Source organism: Sphingomonas sp. BK580, assembly GCF_014194975.1.
In the GTDB taxonomy this organism is placed as follows: Bacteria; Pseudomonadota; Alphaproteobacteria; order Sphingomonadales; family Sphingomonadaceae; genus Sphingomonas.
Map to the genome: position 1 here is coordinate 163,873 of NZ_JACIAY010000008.1, position 24,523 is coordinate 188,395.

Annotated in this window: 29 protein-coding genes and 1 tRNA gene; 19 read left to right on the forward strand and 11 right to left on the reverse strand. The window is 72.5% G+C overall.

Going from position 1 to position 24,523, the window contains the following annotated elements; genetic code table 11:
- Positions 1-103 precede the first annotated feature (103 nt).
- The 8 genes from FHY05_RS15090 to FHY05_RS15125 all read left to right on the forward strand — a co-directional run bounded on the left by FHY05_RS15090 (position 104) and on the right by FHY05_RS15125 (position 7,162).
- On the forward strand, positions 104-1,102 hold the full coding sequence (locus FHY05_RS15090; protein ID WP_260181608.1) for a D-alanine--D-alanine ligase: 999 nt from the start codon (positions 104-106) through the stop codon (positions 1,100-1,102).
- On the forward strand, positions 1,099-2,073 hold the full coding sequence (locus FHY05_RS15095; RefSeq protein ID WP_183945269.1) for a cell division protein FtsQ/DivIB: 975 nt from the start codon (positions 1,099-1,101) through the stop codon (positions 2,071-2,073). The genes FHY05_RS15090 and FHY05_RS15095 overlap by 4 nt, the downstream gene beginning before the upstream one ends.
- A 51-nt stretch (positions 2,074-2,124) precedes the next feature.
- Entirely contained in the window at positions 2,125-3,384 is a 1,260-nt protein-coding gene (ftsA, locus tag FHY05_RS15100; protein WP_183945270.1) for a cell division protein FtsA, read from the forward strand.
- 117 nt (positions 3,385-3,501) lie between these two features.
- Entirely contained in the window at positions 3,502-5,016 is a 1,515-nt protein-coding gene (gene ftsZ / locus FHY05_RS15105) for a cell division protein FtsZ (protein WP_183945271.1), read from the forward strand.
- Between the two features lie 245 nt (positions 5,017-5,261).
- On the forward strand, positions 5,262-5,990 hold the full coding sequence (gene dapB, locus FHY05_RS15110; RefSeq protein WP_183945272.1) for a 4-hydroxy-tetrahydrodipicolinate reductase: 729 nt from the start codon (positions 5,262-5,264) through the stop codon (positions 5,988-5,990).
- Positions 5,987-6,652, forward strand: a complete 666-nt coding sequence (nth, locus tag FHY05_RS15115) for an endonuclease III (RefSeq protein ID WP_183945273.1) — start codon at positions 5,987-5,989, stop codon at positions 6,650-6,652. The genes dapB and nth overlap by 4 nt, the downstream gene beginning before the upstream one ends.
- Before the next feature lie 10 nt (positions 6,653-6,662).
- Positions 6,663-7,049, forward strand: coding sequence for a hypothetical protein (locus tag FHY05_RS15120; protein ID WP_183945274.1), 387 nt, complete (start codon positions 6,663-6,665; stop codon positions 7,047-7,049).
- A gap of 36 nt (positions 7,050-7,085) precedes the next feature.
- A tRNA-Arg gene (locus FHY05_RS15125) sits at positions 7,086-7,162 on the forward strand.
- Positions 7,163-7,189: 27 nt separating this feature from the next.
- On the opposite strand, the gene FHY05_RS15130 is transcribed toward FHY05_RS15125, so the two are convergent.
- Positions 7,190-7,837: a sulfite oxidase-like oxidoreductase gene (locus FHY05_RS15130; RefSeq protein WP_183945275.1), complete on the reverse strand. Its 648-nt coding sequence runs from the start codon at positions 7,835-7,837 to the stop codon at positions 7,190-7,192.
- A gap of 91 nt (positions 7,838-7,928) precedes the next feature.
- On the opposite strand from FHY05_RS15130, the gene FHY05_RS15135 reads away from it, so the two are divergent.
- From FHY05_RS15135 to FHY05_RS15150, 4 genes are all read left to right on the forward strand, one after another.
- Complete coding sequence (locus FHY05_RS15135; protein ID WP_183945276.1) at positions 7,929-8,501, forward strand: uracil-DNA glycosylase family protein; 573 nt, start codon at positions 7,929-7,931, stop codon at positions 8,499-8,501.
- 176 nt (positions 8,502-8,677) lie between these two features.
- Positions 8,678-9,811 (forward strand): Gfo/Idh/MocA family protein, encoded by a 1,134-nt coding sequence (locus FHY05_RS15140; RefSeq protein WP_183945277.1) that lies wholly within the window; start codon positions 8,678-8,680, stop codon positions 9,809-9,811.
- A gap of 1 nt (position 9,812) precedes the next feature.
- Entirely contained in the window at positions 9,813-10,634 is an 822-nt protein-coding gene (locus tag FHY05_RS15145) for a glucose 1-dehydrogenase (RefSeq protein ID WP_183945278.1), read from the forward strand.
- Positions 10,627-12,507 (forward strand): glycoside hydrolase family 15 protein, encoded by a 1,881-nt coding sequence (locus FHY05_RS15150; protein ID WP_183945279.1) that lies wholly within the window; start codon positions 10,627-10,629, stop codon positions 12,505-12,507. The genes FHY05_RS15145 and FHY05_RS15150 overlap by 8 nt, the downstream gene beginning before the upstream one ends.
- A gap of 211 nt (positions 12,508-12,718) precedes the next feature.
- Here FHY05_RS15150 and FHY05_RS15155 read toward each other — a convergent pair whose 3' ends face one another.
- From FHY05_RS15155 to FHY05_RS15165, 3 genes are all read right to left on the reverse strand, one after another.
- Positions 12,719-13,390, reverse strand: a complete 672-nt coding sequence (locus tag FHY05_RS15155; RefSeq protein WP_183945280.1) for a cell wall hydrolase — start codon at positions 13,388-13,390, stop codon at positions 12,719-12,721.
- 50 nt (positions 13,391-13,440) lie between these two features.
- Positions 13,441-13,986 (reverse strand): hypothetical protein, encoded by a 546-nt coding sequence (locus tag FHY05_RS15160; RefSeq protein WP_183945281.1) that lies wholly within the window; start codon positions 13,984-13,986, stop codon positions 13,441-13,443.
- 101 nt (positions 13,987-14,087) lie between these two features.
- Positions 14,088-14,357, reverse strand: a complete 270-nt coding sequence (locus FHY05_RS15165; protein ID WP_183921626.1) for an SWIB/MDM2 domain-containing protein — start codon at positions 14,355-14,357, stop codon at positions 14,088-14,090.
- Positions 14,358-14,486: 129 nt separating this feature from the next.
- Here FHY05_RS15165 and folE point away from each other — a divergent pair, with 129 nt between their 5' ends.
- Genes folE through FHY05_RS15180 form a run of 3 tightly spaced genes read left to right on the forward strand, consistent with a single transcriptional unit; the run spans position 14,487 to position 16,193 of the window.
- On the forward strand, positions 14,487-15,113 hold the full coding sequence (gene folE / locus FHY05_RS15170) for a GTP cyclohydrolase I FolE (RefSeq protein ID WP_183945282.1): 627 nt from the start codon (positions 14,487-14,489) through the stop codon (positions 15,111-15,113).
- A complete protein-coding gene (locus FHY05_RS15175) occupies positions 15,110-15,856 on the forward strand; it encodes an SDR family oxidoreductase (protein ID WP_183945283.1) in 747 nt (248 codons plus the stop codon). The genes folE and FHY05_RS15175 overlap by 4 nt, the downstream gene beginning before the upstream one ends.
- Positions 15,849-16,193: a dihydroneopterin aldolase gene (locus FHY05_RS15180; protein ID WP_183945284.1), complete on the forward strand. Its 345-nt coding sequence runs from the start codon at positions 15,849-15,851 to the stop codon at positions 16,191-16,193. Before FHY05_RS15175 ends, FHY05_RS15180 begins: the two co-directional genes overlap by 8 nt.
- Before the next feature lie 183 nt (positions 16,194-16,376).
- Here FHY05_RS15180 and FHY05_RS15185 read toward each other — a convergent pair whose 3' ends face one another.
- On the reverse strand, positions 16,377-17,228 hold the full coding sequence (locus tag FHY05_RS15185; RefSeq protein WP_183945285.1) for an MBL fold metallo-hydrolase: 852 nt from the start codon (positions 17,226-17,228) through the stop codon (positions 16,377-16,379).
- Complete coding sequence (locus FHY05_RS15190) at positions 17,228-17,416, reverse strand: hypothetical protein (protein WP_183945286.1); 189 nt, start codon at positions 17,414-17,416, stop codon at positions 17,228-17,230. The genes FHY05_RS15185 and FHY05_RS15190 overlap by 1 nt, the downstream gene beginning before the upstream one ends.
- Before the next feature lie 321 nt (positions 17,417-17,737).
- On the opposite strand from FHY05_RS15190, the gene FHY05_RS15195 reads away from it, so the two are divergent.
- Together FHY05_RS15195 and FHY05_RS15200 are read left to right on the forward strand one after the other, a co-directional pair.
- Complete coding sequence (locus FHY05_RS15195; RefSeq protein WP_183945287.1) at positions 17,738-18,274, forward strand: glycoside hydrolase family 108 protein; 537 nt, start codon at positions 17,738-17,740, stop codon at positions 18,272-18,274.
- 13 nt (positions 18,275-18,287) lie between these two features.
- The gene (locus FHY05_RS15200) at positions 18,288-18,695 is read left to right on the forward strand and encodes a holin family protein (RefSeq protein WP_183945288.1); all 408 of its coding nucleotides are present in this window, start codon (positions 18,288-18,290) and stop codon (positions 18,693-18,695) included.
- Positions 18,696-18,841: 146 nt separating this feature from the next.
- Here the strand turns inward: FHY05_RS15200 and FHY05_RS15205 are convergent, their stop codons facing one another.
- A complete protein-coding gene (locus FHY05_RS15205) occupies positions 18,842-19,030 on the reverse strand; it encodes a hypothetical protein (RefSeq protein WP_183945289.1) in 189 nt (62 codons plus the stop codon).
- 124 nt (positions 19,031-19,154) lie between these two features.
- Between FHY05_RS15205 and hslV the strand changes: the two genes are divergently transcribed.
- Positions 19,155-19,721, forward strand: coding sequence for an ATP-dependent protease subunit HslV (gene hslV, locus FHY05_RS15210; protein ID WP_183945290.1), 567 nt, complete (start codon positions 19,155-19,157; stop codon positions 19,719-19,721).
- A gap of 66 nt (positions 19,722-19,787) precedes the next feature.
- On the forward strand, positions 19,788-21,089 hold the full coding sequence (gene hslU, locus FHY05_RS15215) for an ATP-dependent protease ATPase subunit HslU (RefSeq protein WP_183945291.1): 1,302 nt from the start codon (positions 19,788-19,790) through the stop codon (positions 21,087-21,089).
- A 190-nt stretch (positions 21,090-21,279) separates the two neighbouring features.
- On the opposite strand, the gene pgeF is transcribed toward hslU, so the two are convergent.
- From pgeF to lgt, 4 genes are read right to left on the reverse strand one after another with little or no spacing between them, the layout of a single operon-like run.
- Complete coding sequence (gene pgeF, locus FHY05_RS15220) at positions 21,280-22,038, reverse strand: peptidoglycan editing factor PgeF (protein WP_183945292.1); 759 nt, start codon at positions 22,036-22,038, stop codon at positions 21,280-21,282.
- A complete protein-coding gene (locus tag FHY05_RS15225) occupies positions 22,035-22,550 on the reverse strand; it encodes a GNAT family N-acetyltransferase (protein WP_260181591.1) in 516 nt (171 codons plus the stop codon). Before FHY05_RS15225 ends, pgeF begins: the two co-directional genes overlap by 4 nt.
- Entirely contained in the window at positions 22,547-23,566 is a 1,020-nt protein-coding gene (locus tag FHY05_RS15230) for a class I SAM-dependent methyltransferase (protein ID WP_409321805.1), read from the reverse strand. Before FHY05_RS15230 ends, FHY05_RS15225 begins: the two co-directional genes overlap by 4 nt.
- Positions 23,563-24,465, reverse strand: coding sequence for a prolipoprotein diacylglyceryl transferase (gene lgt, locus FHY05_RS15235; protein WP_260181592.1), 903 nt, complete (start codon positions 24,463-24,465; stop codon positions 23,563-23,565). The genes FHY05_RS15230 and lgt overlap by 4 nt, the downstream gene beginning before the upstream one ends.
- Between the last annotated feature and the right edge of the window lie 58 nt (positions 24,466-24,523).

A 24,523-nucleotide genomic window follows, 5' to 3' on the forward strand; every position in this document is an offset into this window, starting at 1 on the left:
GGAGGGGGGCCGCCGTGCGGAGCACGGTGGTGGAGGGGGGCTTCCGCGGGCGGAGCACTCGCGGACAGTCCCCTCCACCACCGACCTGCGGTCGGCGATCCCCCTGTCCGCGGACGGGGAGGGATCTCGTCGTCTCCACGTCGCCGTCCTCATGGGCGGCTGGTCGGCCGAGCGCGAGGTGTCGCTCAACTCGGGCGCCGGGGTGGCCGAGGCGCTCGAGTCGCTCGGCCACCGCGTCACCCGCGTCGACCTCACCCCGACCGTCGCCGCCGATCTGGCCGCGGCGGCGCCCGACCTCGTCTTCAACGCGCTCCACGGTACGCCGGGCGAGGACGGCAGCGTCCAGGGCCTGCTCGAGCTCATGGGACTGCGCTACACGCACTCGGGGCTCGCCACCTCGGTGATCGCGATCGACAAGGTGTTGACCAAGCAGGTGCTCGTCCCCGCCGGCGTGCCGATGCCGGGCGGGCGCATCGTCCGCTCCGCCGAGATCCACGAGGCCGATCCGCTGCCGCGCCCCTATGTCCTCAAGCCGGTCAACGAGGGCTCCTCGGTCGGCGTCGCGATCGTCACCATGGGCGGCAATTACGGCAGCCCGATCGGGCGCGACACCGCGGGCCCCTGGCAGGAGTTCGACGAACTGCTCGCCGAGCCTTATGTCCGCGGACGCGAGCTGACCACCGCGGTGCTCGACGGCGCCGACGGCCCGCGCGCGCTCGGCGTCACCGAGCTGCGGCCGAAGTCGGGCTGGTACGACTACGACGCCAAATATACCGACGGCATGACCGAGCATCTCTTCCCCGCGCCCGTGCCCGACGAGATCGCCGAGGCGTGCCGCGACCTCGCGCTCCAGGCACATCGCGTGCTCGGCTGCCGCGGGTGCAGCCGCTCCGACTTCCGCTGGGACGACGAGCGCGGCGTCGACGGGCTGTTCCTGCTGGAGGTCAACACCCAGCCGGGGATGACCGCGCTGAGCCTCGTCCCCGAGCAGGCGCGCCACACCGGCATGAGCTACGCCGAGCTGGTCCAGGCGATCGTCGACGCGGCGATGCGCGCGCCGGCACCGAAGGCGGCCGCGCGCGCGAAGGACGCGGCGCGGTGAGCCGCACGATCAAGCGCGGTGGGCCGCCGCCGCGGCGCGCGGTCAGCAACCGGCGGCGCGCGCCCAAGGCGTCGCTCGGCGACCGGCTGATCGCGCGCCTGCCGGTCAGCGAGGAGACGCTGCGGCGCGCGGTGACCTGGACGCTGCTCGGCGGCGTCGGCGCGGCGGCGCTGGCGCTCGCCACCGTGCTGGGCGTGCCGCAGGCGATCGGTGTCGGCATCGCCGAGGCGGCCGGCCGCGCCGGGCTGGAGGTCGAGCAGGTCGACATCACCGGGCTCAAGCGGATGGACCGCGAGACGGTCTACGCGATCGCGCTGGAGGACCAGCCGAGCCGCGCGATGCTGCGCGTCGACCTGGAGCGCGTGCGCGAGCGGCTGCTCGCCTACGGCTGGATCGCCGACGCCTATGTCGCGCGGCGGCTGCCCGACCGGCTGCTGATCCACATCACCGAGCGCGAGCCGGCCGCGATCTGGCAGGATAACGGCCAGCTCACGCTGATCGACTCGACCGGCCGGCTGCTCGCCCCGGTCGATCCCGCGCGCATGCCCGACCTGCCGCTGGTGATCGGCCCGGGCGCGGACCGGCAGGAGGGGGGCTACCAGGCGCTGCTCGCCGCCGCGCCCGCGCTCAAGCCACGCATCCGCGCCGCCACGTGGATCGGTAACCGCCGCTGGGACCTCACCTTCGACACCGGCGAGACGCTGGCGCTGCCGCAGGACGGCGCCGCGCAGGCGTTGATCAAGTTCGCGCAGCTCGACGGCGCGCGCTCGCTGCTCGGCAAGGGCTGGGTGCGCTTCGACCTGCGCGATCCCGCCAAGCTGGTGGCGCGCCGGCCGGGGCAGGACCTGCACCAACGCTTGCAGGACGACGGCAGCGCCGACGCGGTGGCGGGCAACGCCACCGACGGCGGCGGCGGCAACGAGACGACGGCGACGCGCGCGCGGGAAACGACGCGCGTCGGCGAGGCATGACACAGGCGTGGTACAGACAGGCGCAGTACAGGGCGTGACGAGGGGGACAGCATGGCCAAGGCAGCACCGGACGGGTTGATCACCGCGCTCGACATCGGCTCGTCCAAGGTGTCGGCGATGATCGCGCAGAAGGGCGACGGCGGCGAGCTGGTGGTGCTCGGCACCGGCCAGCGCGAGAGCCGCGGCGTCAAGCGCGGCTATATCGCCGACATGGACTCGACCGAGGTCGCGGTGCGCGAGGCGGTGGAACAGGCCGAGCGGATCGCCGGCTTCAACATCGAGAACGTCTGGGCCGGCTTCTCCGCCGGCGGGCTGGTGAGCGACGAGGCCTTCATCGAGGCCGAGCTGGGCGGCATGCGGATCGAGCAGGCCGACATCGACGCTTTGCTCCAGGAGGGCCGCCAGTCGATCGACCCGGCCGGGCGCATGGTGCTCCACGCCCAGCCCGCGCTGTACACGCTCGACGGCCTCACGGGCGTGAAGAAGCCGCTCGGGCTCCACGCCGACCGGCTCGGCGTCCACATCCATGTCATCGCCGCCGACGGCTCGCCGGTGCGCAACCTCGACCTGTGCGTGCGCTCGGCGCACCTCGAGGTGAAGTCGATCATCGCCGCGCCCGTCGCCACCGGACTGGCCTGCCTCAGCGCCGAGGAGCGCGACCTCGGCGTCGCGCTGGTCGAGATCGGCGCGGGGATCACCAACGTCTCCCTGTTCGCGGGCTCGATGCTCGTCGGGCTCAAGTCGATCCCCTACGGCGGCGCGGACATCACCGACGACATCGCCTCGGCGTTCGGCACGACGCGGCTCCAGGCCGAGCGGATCAAGTGCTTCCACGGCTCGGCCAACGCCTCCCCGCGCGACAACCACGAGATGGTGACGATCCGGGAGCGGACCGACGATGAGGACTCGGAGGCGCTGCAGATCACCAAAGCGGCGCTGATCGCGGTGATCCGGCAGCGGCTCGAGCATCTCACCAGCGAGATCCAGGCGGCGCTCAAGGAGCTGAAGTTCGAGGGGCCGGTCGGGCGCCAGGTGGTGCTCACCGGCGGCGGGGCGGAGCTCAAGGGCATCGCCGATTACGCCCAGCAGGCGCTCGGCCGCTCGGTCCGGGTCGGCCGGCCCAAGGGACTGACCGGTCTGCCCGAGGCACACTCGGGTCCTGGCTTCGCCACGCTGGCGGGGCTGGCCTTCTTCGCGGCGAGCGATCCGATCGACCTGCGCGGGCTCGTGCCGTCGCAGCAGATGGTCCATCGCCAGCGCGGCCTGCGCGGTTTCTGGAAGCTCGTGCAGGCGGCCAAGGCAAATTATTGACGCGGTGACAGGGCGTTTCGCGGTGTTTCCTCTTCCACCCGGCGTCTCGTTGTTGCACATCGGTAGAAATTAACCGCGCGAGTGACGGCGGCGCGGAGCGGACGGAGTAAGCACGCGATGAGCATCGAATTCATCACCCCGGATCTCGACGATCTCACCCCGCGCATCACCGTCGTGGGCGTCGGCGGCGCCGGCGGCAACGCCATCGCCAACATGATGCGCGCCGACGTTCAGGGCGTGCAGTTCCTCGTCGCCAACACCGACGCGCAGGCGCTGAAACAGTCCGAGGCGGAGCAGAAGATCCAGCTCGGCGCCAAGATCACCCAGGGCCTGGGCGCGGGCAGCCGCCCCGAGATCGGTCGCGCCGCCGCGGAAGAGACGATCGACGAGCTGTCGCGCCTGCTCGAGGGCAGCCACATGTGCTTCATCGCCGCGGGCATGGGCGGCGGCACCGGCACGGGCGCCGCCCCGGTGATCGCCAAGGCCGCGCGCGACATGGGCATCCTGACCGTCGGCGTCGTCACCAAGCCGTTCAGCTTCGAGGGCAACCGTCGCGCCAAATCGGCCGACGCGGGGATCGAGGAGCTGCAGAAGTTCGTCGACACGCTGATCGTGATCCCGAACCAGAACCTGTTCCTGGTCGCCAACGCCAACACCACCTTCAAACAGGCCTTCGAGATGGCCGACGAGGTGCTCCAGCAGGGCGTGCGCGGCATCACCGATCTGATGGTGATGCCCGGCCTCATCAACCTCGACTTCGCCGACGTCCGCTCGGTGATGCAGGAGATGGGCAAGGCGATGATGGGGACCGGCGAGGCCGAGGGCGACGATCGCGCGCTGATCGCGGCGCAGAAGGCGATCGCCAACCCGCTGCTCGACGGCGTGTCGATGCAGGGCGCCAAGGGCGTCATCGTCTCGATCACCGGCGGCGACGACATGCGCCTGCTCGAGGTCGACGAGGCCGCCAACCACATCCGCGAGCTGGTCGACCCCGACGCCAACATCATCTGGGGGTCGGCGTTCAATCCCGAGCTGGAGGGCAAGATCCGCGTCTCGGTGGTCGCGACCGGCATCGAGAACAATGCCGCCGCCTCGGCACCGGCCAGCGCCGCCCCGGCCGAGCCGACGCGCACCTTCAGCTTCTCGGCACCGCGCCGCAGCGACGCCGCGCCGACCGCGGCCGCGCCCGCGCCGCAGCCGACTCCGGCTCCTGCCCCGTCGCCCGCGCCGATCCCGAGCGCGTATCAGCCGACCCCCGAGGTGCCGCCGCAGCAGCCGAGCGGCGCCGCCGCGGGCGCGATGGCGCAGGGCGTGCCGCCGACCACCTCGGGTCCGGTGGTCGATCCCGCGCCCGCCCCGGCGCCCGCCGCGCCGGCCGACGACGAGCTGCTGCTCGGCGCTGACTCGATGATGCCCGCGCCGACGCCGCAGGCGCCCGCGGGCGACGCCGCGCGCCGCCGCTTCCTCGCGCCGGGCGGCGAGGGCGAGGAGGCGCCGCCGCAGCCGCGCGTCAAGCTGGGCGGGACCCTGTTCGAGCGGATGCAGAACGCCACCCGCAACGCCGGTGGGCGCAGCGACGAGGGCGAGGGCGGCGACCTGCCGCGCTTCCTGCACCGCCAGAACAACCAGTGAGCTGACTCGCGGCCGGGGTGGCCCCGGTCTGACACGCGTCGCAGGCGAGGGTGCCTGCTGCCCCGCTCGTCATCCCCGCGTGAGCGGGGATGACGATCGGTCGATCGAGCGAGGCGAGCCAGCGACGGCGTGCCCCCCGCGGCGATCGCGTGCCATTCGTCCCATCCCGGTCACCGCGCGACTGTCTTTCCCCCGCGCGCCGTGCCAAGACTCGTCGCCCGGCCCCTCCGCACGAGTGACGCGACATGACCGCCATCGGCATCTACGGCAGCAGCGGCCGCATGGGGCGCGCGATCGCGACGATCGCCGAGGGGGAGGGCTGCGCCGTCGCCGGCGGCATCGACGCGCAGGGGGACCCGCTGCCGCTCGCCCGGGCCGCCGACGTGCTGGTCGACTTCTCCACCCCGGCCGCCCTGGAGCCGCACCTCGCCGCGGCGGTCGCGGCGCGCACCCCGATCGTGATCGGCACCACCGGGCTGAGCGCGACGCACCACGCGCTGATCGAGCAGGCCGCCGCGCTCATCCCCGTGCTGCAGACCGGCAACACCTCGCTCGGGGTGACGCTGCTGCAGACGCTGGTGCGCGAGGCGGCGGCGCGGCTCGGTGCCGAGTGGGACATCGAGATCGTCGAGATGCACCACCGCCACAAGGTCGACGCTCCCTCGGGCACCGCGCTGCTGCTCGGCGAGGCCGCCGCGGCGGGGCGGGCGACTCGGCTGGCCGAGGTGCGCGTCGACAGCCGCGCCGGGCTGGTCGGCGCGCGCACCGAGGGCACGATCGGCTTCGCCTCGCTGCGCGGCGGCTCGGTGGTGGGCGATCACTCGGTCGTCTTCGCCGGCGAGGGCGAGCGGGTCGAGCTCGGCCATCGCGGCGAGGACCGCAGCATCTTCGCGCGCGGCGCGGTGAAGGCGGCGCTGTGGCTCGCCGGGCGCGCGCCGGGGCGTTACGCCATGGCGGAGGTGCTCGGGCTGTGACCCGGCGCGAGGTCGTCGAATTCTATCGACGGCTGGCCGAGGCCAACCCGCATCCCGAGACCGAGCTCGAGTCGGTCAACGTCTACACCTTGCTCGTCGCTGTGGTGCTGTCAGCGCAGGCGACCGACGCCGGGGTGAACCGCGCCACGCGCGCCTTGTTCGCGGAGGTCGACACGCCCGCGAAGATGGTCGCGCTCGGCCTCGACGGGCTCAAGCAGCATATCCGCACGATCGGCCTGTTCAACACCAAGGCCAAGAACGTGATCGCGCTGAGCCAGGCGCTGCTCGACCAGCACGGCGGGGAGGTCCCGCGCGACCGCGCCGCGCTGGAGGCGCTGCCCGGGGTCGGGCGCAAGACCGCCAATGTCGTGCTCAACGTGGCGTTCGGCGCGGAGACGTTCGCGGTCGACACGCATATCTTCCGAGTCGGCAACCGCACCGGGCTGGCGCGCGGCGGGACCGTGCTGGCGGTGGAGAAGAAGCTCGACGCGGTGACGCCCGCGCCGTTCCGAGTCCACGCGCACCACTGGCTGATCCTGCACGGCCGCTACGTCTGCAAGGCGCGACGGCCCGAGTGCTGGCGCTGCATCGAGCACGACCTCTGCGCGTTCACACCCAAGACGCCGCCGCCGCCCGAGCGGGCCGCGGCGCGCGCGGGCTGAGGAGGCGACGATGCGCGGCTGGGTGGCGATGACGCTGGTGCTGGTGTCGGGCGCGGCGGTGGCGCGCGACCGCGGGCCGGCGGTGCCGGAGGCGGTTCCCGCTGGCGAGGCGCGCAACTGCGTGCCGATCACCGCGCTGCGCGAGAGCCTGGTGCGCAGCGACCGCGTGATCGACTTCCACACCGCCGGCGACCGTTACTACCGCGTGACCCTGCCCCAGGCCTGCCCCGGGCTCGGCTTCGAGCGGCGCTTCGGCTACGCCACGTCGATCGGGCAGTTGTGCGCGCAGGACATCATCACCGTGCTGTACGCGACGGGCGGGATGCGCGGCGCGAGCTGCGGCCTGGCGCCGTTCCAGCCGGTGACGATCGCGCGCCGGGCCGCGAAAAGCGGGTAGCGCCGCGCCGCACACCCTGCTAGTCGCAGCCGACCGGCACCCGTAGCTCAGCTGGATAGAGCGCTGCCCTCCGAAGGCAGAGGCCACAGGTTCGAATCCTGTCGGGTGCGCCAGCTCTGCTCTCCTCTCCTCTCCTCACGTCACCCGTAGCGCTCGGCCTTCCACGGGTCGCCGCGCAGGTGATAGCCGTTGACCTTCCAGAAGCCCGGCGTGTCGCGCGCGATCAGCTCGATCCGGCGAATCCACTTGGCGCTCTTCCAGAAGTACAGGTGCGGGATGATCAGCCGCGCCGGGCCGCCGTGGTCGCGCGTCAGCGGTCGGCCCTGCCAGGCGTGCGCCACCAGCGAGTCCGCCGCGGCGAAGTCGGCGAGCAGCACGTTGGTGGTGTAGCCGTCATAGCCGTGCAGCATGACCGCCTGCGCCTCGGCGCGCGGCTGCACCACATCGAGCAGGTCGCGCGTGCTCACCCCCGTCCAGTCGTTGTCGTAGCGCGACCACGTGGTGACGCAGTGGATGTCCGAGCGCGAGCGGGTCTCCGGCAGCGCGGTGAAGCCGGCCCAGTCGAGCGTGACGGGCCGCTCGACCAGCCCGCCGAGCTCGAGCCGCCAGCGCGCGGTCGCGATGTCCGGCGTCCGGCCGAGGTCGAGCACCGGCCAGTTGGTGACGAGATGCTGGCCGGGCGGCAGCCGCTCGCGGTCCGCCGACGGCGCGGTGTCGGCGAACTTATGCTCCTCGGCCCAGCGCCGCTTCGAGCGGGTGAGCTTGGTGTCGGGGGGTAGGTCATCCATCGCGCGTCTCCGCAGCGCAAGATGGCGCGCGCGACGGCCGCGGCCAAGCCCCCTCCTTGCGCGGCGATCCGGCAGCCTTACCTCCGCCGCGGTGGAGACGTTCGACCAACTCGTGGCGCGGGTGCGCGCCTGCACCGCCTGCGGCGCGGAGCTGCCGCTCGGCGCGCGGCCGGTGATCCAGGTCTCGCCGAGCGCGCGGCTGCTGATCGCGAGCCAGGCGCCGGGCAGCAAGGTCCACGCCAGCGGCCGCCCGTTCGACGATGCCTCGGGCGACCGGCTGCGCGCGTGGATGGGGATCGACGCCGCCACCTTCTACGACGCGGCGCGGGTCGCGACGCTGCCGATGGCCTTCTGCTACCCCGGCCGCGCCGCGGGCGGGGACCGCCCGCCGCCGCGCGCCTGCGCGGCGCGGTGGCGCGACTCGCTGCTGGCGGCGATGCCCGAGGTGCGGCTGACGCTGCTGGTCGGCAGCTACGCGCAGGCGCACGTGCTCGGTGCGGGGGCGCTGACCCCGCGCGTGGCGGACTATCGCGCGTATGGGCCGGCGCTGTTCCCGCTGCCGCACCCGTCGTGGCGCTCGCAGCTGTGGATGCGGGGCAACCCGTGGTTCGAGGCCGAGGTGCTGCCGGCGCTCCGCACCGCGGTGGCGGCAGCGCTGGGGTAGCGCGCTGACAGGCGATCGGGCGGGAGAGCGATGTTCGTGCGGGAGCGTCCCTGCCGCGCCGGCGCGGGGATGCCGCGTGTTGGTCTCGATCGCCGCGCCACCGCCCCGGGCAACGGAACCTTCCCCCGCTCCCGCGCGGTTGCGGCGTTCCTCGAATGAACGCAGCGGAGACAGGCATGAGCATCGCGTCGGCACTGGGGCTCGGCGGGCGCAAGGTGCGCTACGCCATCGTCGGTCTGGGCGACATCGCGCAGGAAGCGCTGATGCCCGGCGTCAAGCACACCGGCAATTCGGAGATCACTGCCCTCGTCTCGGGTGATCCGGTCAAGCTCAGCAAGCTCGGCAAGAAGTACGGCGTCAAGCACCTCTTCGGCTACGAGAGCTTCGCCGGCCTGCTCAAGTCGGGCGAGATCGACGCCCTCTACCTGGCCACCCCCAACTGGCGCCACGCCGAGTTCGCGGTACCCGCGCTCGAGGCGGGCATCCACGTGCTGTGCGAGAAGCCGCTCGAGGTGTCGAGCGAGCAGGCGCAGCGGATCGCCGACGCGGCCAAGCGCGGCAAGGCCAAGCTGATGACGGCCTATCGGCTCCACTTCGAGCCCGCCACGCTCGACGCGATCCGCCGCATCCGCGCGGGCGAGATCGGCGAGCTGATCGCCTTCACCTCGCTCTTCTCGCAGCCGCTCGACCCCGCCAACCACCGCGCGCACCACGGCATCGAGGCCGGGCCGCTGTTCGACATGGGGCCCTATCCGATCAACGCGATCCGCTACCTGTTCGGCGCCGAGCCGGTCGAGGTGGTGTCCGCGGTCGGCGTGCGCCACGCCGCCGCGGGGCTGGGCGACCTCGACGACACGGTCGCCGTCACGCTGCGGCTGCCCGGCGGCAAGCTGGCGCAGTTCACCGTCAGCTACGCCGCCGACGCGGTCGACAGCCTGATCGTCGTCGGCACCAAGGGCTCGATCGAGATGAACCCGGCCTATGGCTTCGGCCAGGGGCTGGAGCAGTTCCGCAGCGTCGCCGGCAAGGAGTCGCACGAGACCTTCGCCGCGACCGATCAGTTCGGCGGCGAGCTGCGCTACTTCAGCGACTGCATCCTCGAGGACCGCGACCCCGAGCCCGACGCCGAGGAGGGGTTGGCCGACCTCGCGGTGATCGAGGCGGTGGTCGCATCGATGCGCAGCGGCAAGGCCGAGCCGGTCAAGGTGAAGCAGCGCACGCGCCGGATCGATCCGGAGACGCAGGTGCAGAGCTTGCGCGCGGTGTCGGCGCCCGAGCCGGTCAACGCCTCCTCGCCGACGCGCGACTGAGATGGCGACGAGGTCCGACCCGGCGCGGCCGCTCGCCGGCCATAGCGCGATCGTCACGGGCGCGAGCTCGGGCATCGGCCTCGCGGTCGCCGAGGCGCTCGCGGGCGCCGGCGCCGCGGTGGCGGTGAACTATCGCTCGCAGCGCGAGCCCGCCGACGCGCTGGTCGAGCGGATCGAGCGCGCGGGCGGGCGCGCCGTCGCGATCGGGGCCGACGTCTCGCACGAGGAGGAGGTCGTTCGCCTGTTCGACGAGACCGCCGCCGCCTTCGGCCGGGTCGACGTGCTCGTCGCCAACTCGGGCGTGCAGCAGGACGCGGCCATCGCCGACCTCTCGCTCGAGCAGTGGAACACCGTGATCGGGGTCAACCTGACCGGCCATTTCCTCTGCGCGCGCGAGGCAGTGCGCCGCTTCCGCGCGCAGCCGAGCGACGCGCGCCCGGCGCGCAGCGCGGGGACGATCATCGCGATGAGCTCCGTCCACGAGGTCATCCCCTGGGCGGGACACGTCAACTATGCCTCGGCCAAGGGCGGGGTGCGAATGCTCACGCGCTCGCTCGCGCAGGAAGTCGCTGCCGACGGCATCCGGGTCAACGCCATCGCCCCGGGCGCCATTCGGACGCCGATCAACAAGGACGCGTGGGAGACCGACGAGGCGCTGGCGAAGCTGCTGCGGCTGATCCCCTACGGTCGGATCGGCGAGCCCGAGGACGTCGCGCGCGCGGCGGTGTGGCTCGCCTCCGACGACGCCGACTACGTCACCGGCACCACCTTGTTCGTCGACGGCGGCATGACGCTCTACCCCGAATTCCGCGACAATGGCTGACGGCAGCGGGGCCGCGGGGGAGAAGGCAGCGGGCGACACGGCCGAGCGGGTGAGGGCCGCTCGGCGCGTTCCGCCGCGCACGATCGGCGACCGCGGCATCATCGGCGACCTCGAGACCGCCGCACTGGTCGCGCGCGACGGCACGATCGACTATCTGTGCTGGCCCGCGCTCGACAGCCCGACGATCTTCGCCGACCTGCTCGACGACGAGAAGGGCGGCGCCTTCTGGCTCGCGCCGCGCCTCGCCGACCCGCGCCTGCTGCAGCTCTATGTTCCCGACACCAACGTGCTGGTGACTCGCTGGATGGCGGAGGAGGGCAGCGCCGAGGTGGTCGACCTCATGCCCCACCCCGAGGCGGCCGGGGCGCTCGGCGCGCGCTGTCTGCTCCGCCGCGTCACCGTCACGCAGGGGACGGTCGGCTTCGACGCGCGCTGCGCGCCGCGCTTCGACTATGCGCGCGAGGTGCCGCGGGTGGAGGGCGAGGATCGCAGCGCGCGCTTCGTCGGCGCGGACCTCGCGCTGCGGCTCCACGCCTCGATGCCGCTCGTCGTCGGCAGGGGAGAGGACGAGGCGACCGCCGACTTCACGCTGGCGGCGGGCGACAGCGCCTGGTTCGTGCTCGGCGACGACTCGCTCGCCCGCCCCGACGCGGCGTCGATAGAGGCTGCGATCGAGGCGACCGCGGGGGCGTGGCGTGGCTGGCTCGGCCACGCCAGCTACAAGGGGCGGTGGCGCGAGCAGGTGCTGCGCTCGGCGCTGGCGCTCAAGCTGCTGACGTCGGCGCGGCACGGCTCGATCGCCGCGGCGGCGACCTTCGCGCTGCCCGAGGCGACCGGGGCGGGGCGCAACTGGGACTATCGCGCCACCTGGATCCGCGACGCCTCCTTCACCGTCTATGCCTTCATGCGGCTGGGCTTCGTCGACGAGGCCGAGCATTTTCGCCGTTGGGCGGGCGAGCGCGTGATGCAGGCCGATCAGGAGCATCCGATCCGCGTGATGTACGCGATCGACGGGTCGGAGGCGGCCGACGAGCGCGCGCTCGACCATCTCGCCGGCCACGCCGGCAGCCGGCCGGTGCGGATCGGCAACGCCGCGCACGCGCAGACCCAGCTCGATATCTTCGGCGAGCTGCTCGACAGCACCTATCTCTCGAACAAATACGGTGCGGCGATCAGCCACGCCGGCTGGCAGCACGTCCGCGGCATCGTCGATTTCGTCATCGCGCACTGGCAGGAGCCCGACGCCGGCATCTGGGAGATGCGTGGGCCGCCGCGCCACTTCCTCCACTCGCGCGTGATGTGCTGGGTCGCGCTCGATCGCGCCATCCGGCTCGCCAAGAAGCGCTCGCTGCCCGCGCCGCTGGTCGCCTGGGCCGAGGCGCGCGACGCGATCGTGGCGGACGTGTGGACGCACTTTCGCCACCCCGTGCACGGCTATTTCGTGCAGGAGCGCGGCGGCACGGCGCTGGACGCCGCGCTGCTGATGATGCCGCTGGTGCGCTTCGTCTCCTCGACCGATCCGGTGTGGCTGAAGACGCTCGACGCGATCGGCGCGCAGCTGCGCGACGACGGGCTGGTCTATCGCTACCGCGACGACGATGGACTGGAGGGCGGCGAGGGAGCCTTCACCACCTGCACCTTCTGGTACGCCGAGTGCCTCGCCCGGGCCGGTCGCCTGCGCGAGGCACAGCTGATGCTCGAGAAGGGCATCGCCTACGGCAACCACCTCGGCCTGTTCGCCGAGGAGCTCGACCGCCACGGCGAGGCGCTCGGCAACTTTCCCCAGGCGTTGACGCACCTCGCCTTCATCAGCGCGGCCTATTTTCTCGATCGCCGGCTCGATCCCGGGTACCGGCCCAACTGGCAGCCGTGAGGGTCGTCGCGGAGGTGCCCGGCGGGTGAGGTCGCGCTGAAGCGTTCGGGCAAGTGGATCGCGCGCTGCCCGGTGGCGGAGTCGCGAGGGCGCGGGGCGGCGGGATCGCCGGACTGCCCTCAAGTCGTCGTCCGGCATCTCCGCGAAGAGGGGGGTGACGGAGGGAACGTCGGAAGGAGCGTTCGGCAGCGCCGCCGCGCGCCACCCCGGCTCACGCCCGCACGTAGAACAGGTGCGTCCCCACCCGGGCCACCTTCACCAGCGAGTTGCGCCAATAGGGCACCATCCAGTCGGTATGGTAGTGCGTCGCACGACCGACATCGGCGTCGACCTCGCCCGCCAGCGCGCGCCGTGCCATGCGCCGCGCGCCCGTCCAGCCGGCGCGGACGGGGCGGCGCGCCACCGACCCGTCGCAGGTGAAGGAGAATTGGCATCCGGTGTCGCGGGTCGAGCCCTGGAACACCACCCCGCACACCGTCTTGGGATAACCCGGCGCGCGCACGCGGTTGAGCACCACCTGCATCACCGCCCGCTGCCCGCGGCGGTCGTCGCCGGCCTCGTACAGCGCGGCGGTGGCGAGACACTCCACCGCCTGCGCGCGCTCCGCCTCGCCGCCGCGGAAGCGATAGCGCGGCGCGGTGCGGCGGCGCTCGGCGTGGAGCGGGAAGGCCTGGTTGGAGGCGCGCGCGGCCTCGGCGCTCATCCGCACCGCCGCGGGTCGCGGCGCGCGCGGGTGCCAGCTGTCGAGCCAGCCGAGCGTCACCGCCGCCAGTGCGAAGGCGCCGACGATCAGCGGCCACGTCAGCCGCGGGCGCGCGCCGCGCCGGCCGTGCCGACGCGCCGGCCGTCGCCGCGCGGGAGAACGGGAGCGTCGCTGCGCCATCGCCGCGCTGTACCGCGCCGCGCCGCGCCCGGGAAGTCGTGCCGGGCGTGCTAGCGACGCGCGAGATGCGCGACGAAGGCGTCGGCGGCGGCGCGATCGCGCCCGAAGCAGATCAGCGACCGGCGCGCCGCCTCATGCGGATCAAGGCGATAGAGCAGCGCCACGGACCAGCCGCGCCAGCCGCGCCGCGCCCGCACCCCGACGATCTGCTCGTCGGTGAGCCTCACGGTCTGACAGGCGGTGGTGCGATCGACGAGCCACACGAGCGGCCCCTCCGCGATCGCGATCGCGCCGGGCCCGGCGCGGCGCCAGCGGTACGTGATCGCCGTTCCGGGAAGCTCCGCCAGCCGCGCCGCAAGCGCGGCCGCGCGGTGCCGCTCGACCCGATCCGTCAGGTAGAACAGCGCGCCGGCGAGCGCGGCCACGACCGCGGCGGCGAGCAGGAGGCCGCGCCACGGCGCCACCAGGCACGCGCCGGTCGCGACCGCGGCAGCGGCGCGGCACCGACGCGGCAGCCGGCGGACCCGCTGGTCCGCGATCAGGGGAACCAGCGCGGCGTCCTGATCGGAGGGAGGCGCGGCGGGGCGGAGCATCATCCTCCATCCTAGCCGCGCCGCGGGCCGGCGCGGACGCGCGCTCGCCTGATCGGGTCGCGCGCCGCACCTCGCCGACCGTCGCTGGCCGGCACCGGGCCGGATCAGGCCTTGACGTGCTGCGAGATGTACTTGTTCATCTCGAACATCGTGACCTTGTCGCGGCCGAAGACCTTCTTGAGCTTCTCGTCGGCGACGATCTCGCGCTTGTTCTCGGGATTCTGCAGGTTGTTCGACTTGATATAGTCCCACACCTTGCTGATCACCTGGCTGCGCGGCAGCTTCTCGTTGCCGACGATCGCGCCGAGCTCGGCCGAGGGCTGGACCGGCGCGTGGATGCCGCCGGTCTTGCCGGTGGTGGTGGTGGTCGCCATGTTCTTCCTTCCTGTTCGTGCCGGCCGATCGGGCCGGGCTTGTGGAGATGTCGCCGCCACGACGATGCGCGAGCGTAACGGTGCGCCGCGCACTGGATCGGCGCCGCCGCGCCGTCTAGGGGAAAAAGCATGAGCGACGACACGCGACACACGCCCGACGACGGTGACCTGGTGGCCGCCTCGGGCAAGATCCCCGTCCCGGAGGACGTGGCCGAGGCGGTCCGCACCCTCCTGCGCTGGGCCGGCGACGACCCCACGCGCGAGGGCCTGCGCGACACGCCGCAGCGCGTCGCGCGCGCCTGGAAGGAATATTGCGCCGGCTACGCCGAGCACCCCGAGGTGCATCTCGCGCGCGTGTTCGAGGAGGTCGGCGGCTACGACGAGATCGTGCTGCTCAAGGACATCCCGTTCCAGTCGCACTGCGAGCACCACATGGCGCCGATCATCGGCAAGGCGCACATCGCCTATCTGCCGCGCGACCATGTCGTCGGCATTTCCAAGCTGGCGCGCGTGCTGCACGGCTTCGCGCGGCGGCTCCAGGTGCAGGAGCGGCTCACCGCCGAGGTGGCGGACTGTATCTGGCACAACCTGCGCCCGCAGGGCGTGGCGGTGGTGATCGAGGCGAGTCACGCCTGCATGACCGCGCGCGGCGTGCGCACCCCCGGCGTGGCGATGGTGACGAGCCGGATGATGGGCGTGTTCCGCGAGGACGACCGCAGCCGCAAGGAAGTGCTGGCGCTGATGGGCCTGTCGTGACCGCGCGGCGCGTGCTGGTGACCGGCGGCGCGAGGCGGCTGGGCGCCGCGATCGCGCGCGCGGTCGCTGCCGCGGGGCACGTGCCGGTGATCCACTACGGCCGCTCGGGCGACGAGGCCGAGGCGCTCGCCGCCGAGCTGGGCGGCGCCACGGTGCAGGGCGACCTCGCCGACACCGCCGGCCTGCGCGGCCTGCTCGACCGCGCGGGCGACGTCGACTCGCTCGTCAACAGCGCGTCGCAGTTCGACTATGACTCGCCCGCGGCGATCGATCCGGCGCTGGCGGCGCGGCTCCACGCGGTCAACGCGGTGGCGCCCGCGGTGCTCGCCGCCGCGCTGGCAGAGCGGGACGGGGCGCGCGCGGTGGTCAACCTGCTCGACCAGAAGCTCGCCAACCCCAACCCCGATTTCTTCAGCTACACGCTCTCCAAGGCGGCACTGGCGAGCGCGACCGAGCTGATGGCGCAGGCGTTCGCACCGCGCGTGCGCGTCAACGCGGTGGCGCCCGGGCTGACTCTGCCGAGCGGCGACCAGAGCGACGCCGCCTTCGACGCGGTCGCGCGCGCCAACCTGCTGCGCCGCCCGGTGGGTGCCGAGAACGTCGCCGCGGCGGTGGTCTATCTGCTCGAAGCGGAGAGCGTCACCGGGCAGACTCTCTACGTCGACGCGGGCCAGCGTTTCTGCCGCAGCGACCGCGACGTCATGTTCACCGAGGGCGATAGGAGCCGGCACCAGCATGGCTGAGTTCACCACGCTGATCGAGGACATGGCGGTGGCGATGCGGCTCGGCATCCACCCGCACGAGGCCGCGCCGCAGCGCGTGCTGCTGTCGGTGTGGCTGACGGTCGATTACCCCGGCGTGCCGGCCGACACGATCGCGGCCGTGCTCGACTATGACCGCGTGCACGACGGCATCCGCGCGCTGGCCGACGAGGGCTTCGCGCTGCAGGAGACGCTGGTCGAGCGCGTGGCCGCGCTGTGCCTGGCGGACGCGCGCGTGCGACAGGTGCGCGTCCGCTCGGTCAAGGCCGACGTTTACCCGGACGCGCGCGTCGGCTGCGAGATCGTGCGCGGGCGCTGAGCGTCTGCGGCAAGGACGGTCGGCGGCGTACTCATCCTCTCAGCACCTGACGTTTGCCCGCCGTCATCTCCGCCTCGCGCCGGGATCCACGGTGCCGCGCACGGCTCGGCCGCTGGGTCCGCTAAGACATGGATCCCGGCGCAGGGCCGGGATGACGGCGGGCGATCGCGCAAACGCCCCGCCTCAGAACACCGGTCCGTCCTGCCCCGCCAGCAGCTCGAACTCGACCACGTCGTGCGCGCAGAACATGCGCACCTCGCCGGCGTGATCGAGCGACAGCCGCCGCAGTCGGCGCTGGTTGGCGAGCCGCGCGTTTCGGTCGACCTCCATCAGCTTCTGGTAGCCGCGCAGCCCCGGCGGGCAGTGATAGTCCTCGCTGCCGACCTCGCCGCGGAAGAAATAGGCGTCGCCGGCGTGGAGCAGCCATTGCCCGTCGTCCTCCTGGATCGCGACGCCGGCATGGCCCCAGCTGTGGCCCGCCAGCGGTACCAGCAGCAGCTCGGGCGGCAGACCCTCGAGCTGGCGCACCGCGTCGAAGCCGAACCACGGCTCGCCGCCGCCCGCGGCGTAGAGCCGCCAGTTCTCCGCCTCGTCCCACTGCTGCGGGCGGTAGCGCCGGCGACCGACGAAGGCGCCGCCGGCGCGCGCGTCCGCCACCTCGCGCTCGCGCGACAGCAGGTGGACCGCGGCGTTGGGGAAGTCCTCGATCCCGCCCGCATGGTCGAAGTCGAGATGGGTCAGCACGATGTGCCGTACGTCGGCGGGATCGAAGCCGCGCGCGATCACCTGGGCGCGCGCGGTCTCCTCGCCGCGCAGCTGCGGGTTGCACAGTTCGATGAAGAACTCGGCGAGGCGCTGCCGCGGCCGCGCCACGTCGCGCGTGCCATAGCCGGTATCGACCAGCACCAGCCCCGCCTCGCTCTCGATCAGCAGGCAGTGGCAGACGAGATGCGCGCGCGCGCCCGAGCTGGTGCCGTCGAACAGCGCGCCGCCGGCGGGGCAGCAGGTGCCGCAGTTGAGATGATGGATCCGCATCAGGCGACCTCGATCTCGGCCGCGCTCGGGTGCGCGAGGGCGCGCGCGTGCGGCGCGAGGCGGCGGCGGGTGCGCTCGTCGATCGCGGGGCGCGCGATGCGCCAGGCCCGCGCGGTCAGGAACGCGCCGCCGGCGAGCGCCAGTACGGCGGCGGCGCTCCAGCGGGTGGTGGTGAGGGGTGACGCCATCGTCTCGCTCGCTGCTGCGGAGGGGTGGGCGATCAACGGCGGGGCAGGGGAGGCGTTGCGATCGAGGGCGGGTAAAGTGGCTGATTTGGGTTTGTCTTCAGCGGGTTGAGCGAGAAATTCTGCCCGGCACGGGGAGGGGGACTGCCGACCGCAGGTCGGTGGTGGAGCGGGGGCTCGATCAGCGCCTCGCCCGTGGAAGCCCCCTCCACCACGCGCTGCGCGGTGCGGTCCTTCTCTTCGTGCCGCGGAGCAATCAGGAAGCCCTGTCCTACACACCGTCGTTCCCGCTATGTTCCGATCTCCACCCGATCAGGAGGACGCATGATCGACGAGCTCATCGACGCGGTGATCGACCGCGAGGGCGGCTATGTCCGCCATCCCGCCGACCGCGGCGGCGCGACCCGCTACGGCATCACCGAGGCGGTCGCGCGTGCCAACGGCTATGTCGGCGACATGCGCCAGTTCGCGCGCCCCGCCGCGGCGGCGATCTATCGCCGCGCCTATTGGCAGCAGCCCGGCCTCGACCGAGTCGCGACGCGCGCGCCCACGCTCGCCGCCGAGCTGTTCGACACCGGCGTCAACATGGGGCCCGCGACCGCGGTGACCTTCCTCCAGCGCGCGCTCAACGCGCTCAACCGCGGTGCCCGCGACTATCCCGACGTGCCGCTCGACGGCCGCGTCGGCCCGGCGACGCTCGCCGCGTTGGATCGCTTCCTCGCCACCCGCGGCGCGGCGGCGCAGGCGGTGCTGGTCAAGGCGATCGACTCGCTGCAGGGCGAGCGCTACCTGTCGCTCGCCGAGAAGCGCCCCGCCGACGAGGCGTTCCTGTACGGCTGGCTCGCCCAGCGTGTCGGCTGAGGGGGAGGGCGACATGGCACTTCTCGACGGACTGGTCGCGCCGGTCGCTGGCCTGCTCGACAAGCTGATCCCGGACCCGCGCGCGCGCGAGGCGGCGAAGCTGGAGCTGCTGCGGCTCCAGGGCACGCAGGAGCTCGAGCAGGTCAAGGCGCAGCTCGCCGCGGTGGTGGCGGAGGCGCAGTCGGCCGATCCTTGGACCAGCCGGGCGCGGCCGAGCTTCCTCTACGTGATGTACGCGCTGCTGCTGTGGAGCATCCCGATGGGCCTGATCGCGGCGACCCGGCCCGACATGGCGAGCGCGATCGCGCGCGGCATGAACGCCTATCTCGCCGGGCTGCCCGAGCCGCTCTACACGCTCTTCGCCACGGGCTATCTCGGCTACACCGTGGCGCGCGAGTGGGGCAAGGCGAAGGGACGGTGACCTTCTAATCCTCCCCGGTACGGGGAGGGGGCCGCCGGCGTAGCCGGTGGTGGAGGGGGGCCTCCGCAGACGCCGCGCTGCGAGGAGAGCCCTCTCCACCACCGCTCCGCGGCGGTCCCCCTCCCCGCAAGGCAGGGAGGATCTATTCACCCGTGTCGCATCAGCCGCTGGGGGTCGGGTGGCAGGCGCATGTGCGCGCCGTGCGCCGCCTCGAGATACTGGGTCGCCATCTGGTAATGCGCCTGGCAGACCGCGTGGCTCTGGGCCTCGGCGGCCAGCTTGAGTTCGGCTTCGGCGCGGCTCTGGAAGTACAGCCGGTCCCTGTCGGTAATCATCGCTACTCACTCTCCGGCACCCGCTATGCCGCGGTTCGCGCCGTCCTGCCACAGCGTGGGTTACCGATTTCGTCCTTTCCGGGCACACTTGCCGACACCCCGCCACGGTCCCCATATCGCGCGCATGAGCGGGAACGATCCACACGCCGCGCCGGTCTGGCACGGCACTACCATCCTATCGGTTCGACGCGGCGGCAAGGTCGTCGTGGTCGGCGACGGCCAGGTCTCGATGGGGCAGACCGTCATGAAGCCCAACGCGCGCAAGGTCCGCACCCTGGGCGACGGCAAGGTGATCGGCGGTTTCGCCGGCGCCACCGCCGACGCCTTCACCTTGTTCGAGCGGCTCGAGGCCAAGCTGGAGCGCCACGGCGGCCACCTGATGCGCGCCGCGGTCGAGCTGGCCAAGGACTGGCGCACCGACAAATACCTGCGCAACCTGGAGGCGATGATGATCGTCGCCGACAAGGACGTGACGCTGATCCTCACCGGCAACGGCGACGTGCTCGAGCCCGAGGCGGGGATCGCCGCGATCGGATCGGGCGGCAATTACGCGCTCGCCGCGGCGCGCGCACTGGTCGACTACGAGCAGGACGCCGAGATGATCTGCCGCCGCGCGATGGCGATCGCCGCGGAGGTGTGCGTCTACACCAACGACCGGCTGACGATCGAGACGCTCGACAGCGCGAACTGAGCCGCGCGCGACAGTGCGCAGCGACTCAACTTACTCAACATTCGCCGACGAAGGCTTTGAATCTACATGAACGATAATCTGACCCCCAAGGCGATCGTCGCCGCGCTCGACGCGCACATCATCGGCCAGAAGGAGGCCAAGCGCGCGGTCGCGGTGGCGCTGCGCAACCGCTGGCGGCGGCAGAAGCTGTCGCCCGACCTGCGCGACGAGGTCACGCCCAAGAACATCCTGATGATCGGGCCGACCGGCTGCGGCAAGACCGAGATCAGCCGCCGCCTTGCCAAGCTGGCCGACGCGCCCTTCGTCAAGGTCGAGGCGACCAAGTTCACCGAGGTCGGCTATGTCGGTCGCGACGTCGAGCAGATCGCGCGCGACCTCGTCGAGGAGGCGGTTCGCCTCGAGAAGGAACGCCGCCGACTCGCGGTGAAGGACAAGGCCGAGGCCGCGGCGATGGACCGGCTGCTCGACGCGCTGGTGGGCAAGGACTCGAGCCAGGCGACGCGCGAGAGCTTCAAGCAGCGCTTCCGCGACGGGCATCTGTCCGAGACCGAGATCGAGCTGGAGCTCCAGCAGGCGCCGCAGATGCCGTTCGAGCTGCCCGGCGGGCAGGGCTCGGTGGGCATGATCAACCTGTCCGAGATGATGGGCAAGGCGTTCGGCGGCGGGCCGAAGCAGCGGCGCAAACTGCTGGTGCCCGCGGCGTGGGAGAAGCTCGTCGAGGAGGAGGCGGACAAGCGCCTCGACCAGGACGAGGTCAGCCGGGTCGCACTGGCCGACGCCGAGGCCAACGGCATCGTCTTCCTCGACGAGATCGACAAGATCGCGGTGAGCGACGTGCGCGGCGGCTCGGTCAGCCGCGAGGGCGTGCAGCGCGACCTGCTGCCGCTGATCGAGGGCACGACGGTGTCGACGAAGTACGGCCCGATGAAGACCGACCATATCCTCTTCATCGCGTCGGGCGCCTTCCACGTCGCCAAGCCGAGCGACCTGCTGCCCGAGCTGCAGGGCCGGCTGCCGATCCGGGTCGAGCTCAAGGGGCTGACGGAGGACGATTTCGTCGCGATCCTGTCGGACACCAAGGCGTCGCTGCCGGCGCAGTATCGCGCGCTGATCGCGACCGAGGGCGTCGACGTGAGCTTCACCGAGGACGGCATCCGCGCGGTGGCGCGGATCGCGGCGGAGGTGAACGGCGAGATCGAGAATATCGGCGCGCGCCGGCTCCAGACCGTGATGGAGAAACTGCTCGAGGAGGTGAGCTTCGACGCCGAGGACCGCTCGGGCGAGGCGCTGGTGGTCGACGCCGCCTATGTCGACAGGCAGCTGGCGAGCGTGGCGCGCAACTCGGACCTCAGCCGCTTCGTGCTGTGAGGCGCGGGGAAGCGTTGGGGCGGGGGGCGTGGGGTGCGGGGACGTTGAAGGTGCCCTACACTACGCACCCCCCCGGCGAACGCCGGAGTCCAGCTGGGAAGGCCGTAGTGGGACTCATCGACGTCCCCTACCTGGACCCAGGCGTCCGCCGGGGTGACGCTCGGGGAGGGGCTAGGGAGCCCCCCAGCACTCAGCCCACCGCGATGATCGCGATCTGGCGGCCGTAGCCCGGCTCGCCGCGATGCGTCGAGCGGCGGTAACTGAAGAAGCGGCGCTCGTCGGCGTAGGTGTCGAGGCCCAGCGTCTCGACCCGCACCACCCCCGCCGCGGCGAGCCGGTGCGCGACATAGCCCTCGAGGTCGAAGCGCGCGTGCCCCGCGCCGCCGTCGGCGAAGAAGCGCTCGTTGGCGGCGTCGTCGTCGAGGAAGCGCGCGCGGAAGCCCGCGTCCACCTCGTAGCTGGCGCGCGCGATGCACGGGCCGACCGCGGCGACGATCCGCTCGCGCGCGGCGCCCAGCGCCTCCATCGCCGCGACGGTGACGTCGGTCACGCCCGCCAGCGCCCCCTTCCACCCCGCGTGCGCGGCGCCGACCACGCCGGCGGCCGGATCGGCGAGCAGCACCGGGGCGCAGTCGGCGGTGACCACGCCGAGCGCCAGGCCGCGCGTCGCGGTGGCGAGCGCGTCGGCGCGCGGCCGCTCGGCGAAGGGTGCGTCGACCGTCACGCAGTCGGCGGAATGCACCTGATAGGGCGTCAGCAGACACGTCCCCGGCGCTACTGTCGCCAGCGCCGCCGCCCGGTTGGCCAGGACCGCGGCGGGATCGTCGTCCGAGCCGAGCCCGCAGTTGAGCCCGGCGTACCGCCCTTCCGACACGCCGTCGGCGCGGCCGAGGAAGCCGTGCGGCACCGCGCCGAGCAGCCGCGCGCGGAAGGGCTGAGGCGCGGTCACAGCGCGCGGCGCATCACGACGTCCTCGTCGGCGTGGTCGCCGACCATGAACTGGTACGGGCCGACGTCCTCGAAGCCGTATTTGGCGTAGAAGCGTCGCGCGCGGTGGTTGTCGGTGAACACCGACAGGTAGATCGCCTGGTGCCCGCGCCGGCGCGCCTCCGCCAGTGCCCATTCCATCATCTCGGGCCCGAGCCCCGAGCCCTGCCACGGCTGGAGCAGGTAGAATTGCCGCAGCTCGATCGCGCCCTCGGGCGGGGTGAAGGGCAACTTGGGCGGCCCGAGCTTGATGTAGCCCACCGCGACATGTCCCATCTCGACGATCTGCACCGCATAGGCCGGGTCGGCGACCTCGCGCGCCCAGTCCTCGGGCGTGTGCTGCTCGAGGAAGGTGGCGAGGTCGGCGGCCGAGTAGAGCGTGCCGAACGTCTCGGTGAAGGTGGCGCGCGCCACGCCGGCGAGGCTGGCGGCATCGTCGACCGTCGCGGGACGGAGCGTCGGACGCGGCATCATGCGAAGCCCGCCGGGCGCGGCCATTGGTCGTGAGTCACGGCGATCACCTTGAACAACTCCCCCATCTGCTCGACCAACCGGTCGCGATCCTGTGTCACCCGTGCGCCGAGCGCCGCGGCGCGCTGGTCGATGCCGAGCGCGCGCAGGAAGCCGCCCTGGCCGACCGGCCCGTCGAGCCGCGCGCCCGAGGCGGTCGCGACCAGCCCCAAGGTCGCCAGGTCGACGTGCGCGGTGAGGTCCTGCTCGCCCGGCGCCTCGAACGGGTTGGCGAAGGCGTGCGCGCGCACCGCCTGGAGCGTGTCGCCGATCGCCGGGCCCTCGTAGCCATAGTCGATCACCAGCGCGGCGCCACCCTGCGCGACGATCCGTGCGGCGAGGTCGGCCATCACCGCGACGCCGGCGGGCGAGGTCTCGATCACCGCGCCCGGCGCGGCGTCGCGCAACGCCGGCGGCACGATCGTGTCGGGCACCGCGGCACCCGCGATCGGCACGAACAGCGTGTCCTGGCACGCCACCAGCCGCTCGTGCCAGGCGTCGGCGCGGCGCACGAGCTGGCGGATCGGCAGCGCGTCGAAGAACTCGTTGGCCACCACGAGCAGCGGCACGTCCTCGGGCAGCGTGTTGAGCGAGTCGTGCCACGTCGCGCCGGGCAGCCGCTCCGCCTGGGCGGCGCGCAGCGTCGCGCTGGTCTCGACCAGGTGGATCGAGGGCGTCAGCCCGGCCCGCGCCATCACGCGCAGCGCGTCGGCGCTGAGCGTGCCGCGGCCGGGGCCGAGCTCGACCCAGGCGACGGCGGGGCGACCCGCGCGGTCCCACAGGTCGGCCGCCCAGGCGCCGATCAGCTCGCCGAACATCTGGCTGATCTCGGGCGCGGTGGTGAAGTCGCCCGCCGTGCCGAGCGGGTCGCGCGTCGCGTAATAATGCGCGTTGGCGGCGGCCATGAACTGGCTGACCGGGATCGGTCCGCCCAGCGTGATCGCGCGCGCCAGCCGCTCGGCGAGCAGCGGCTCGCTCACGCCACGCTGTCCAGCCCGACGGTGGGCTCGACGCGCTGGCGGCGGCGCGGCGCGGTGACGATCAGCGCGACGCCGGCGAGGATCATCGGCACGCACAGCCACTGGCCCATGTGCAGCCCGGTGTGCTCGGCGAAGGCGCGCAGCTGTGCGTCGGGCTCGCGGAAGAACTCGACGGTGAAGCGCGCCACGCCGTAGCCGGCGAGGAACAGGCCGACCAACTTGCCCGGCTGGTAGCGCGCGTCGGTCCGCCAGAAGAAGAACCCCAGCAGCAGGAACAAGGCGATGCCCTCGAGCCCCGCCTCGTAGAGCTGGCTGGGGTGACGCGCCGGCTCGGGCACGCCATAGGGGACGGTGCGCTCGAACACGATCGCCCAGGGCACGTTCGCGGGCTTGCCCCACAGCTCGCCGTTGACGAAGTTGGCGAGCCGCCCGAAGAACAGGCCGAAGGGCACCGCGCAGGCGACATAGTCGTGGACGCGCAGCCAGTTGAGCCCGTTCTTCCGGGCGAACCAGATGAGGCCGAGCGAGGTGCCGATCACGCCGCCGTGGAACGACATGCCGCCGTCCCACAGCCGCAGGATCGACAGCGGCCGCGTCAGCATCTCGGGCGCGTAGAACAGGACGTAGCCGATCCGCCCGCCCAGGATGATCCCGAGCGTGGCGTAGAAGACGAGGTCGTCGGCGTGGCGGCGCGCCATCGGCGCGCCGGGCTGGGCCAGCAATTTGAGCAGATACCACCAGCCGACGACGATGCCCGCGATATAAGCCAGACTGTACCAGCGGAGCGTGAAGACGCCGATCGAGAAGACGTCGGGGTGCAGCCCGAGATCGGCGAAACGGACGTGGCCGGTGGCGGCGCCGGCACCCGGAACGGCAGCGGCGAGGGCGGACAGGATCAAGGCTTTCCCCTTCTCAATGGCGCCTGCATAAGGGGAGGAAAGCATAGAACCAAGCGGA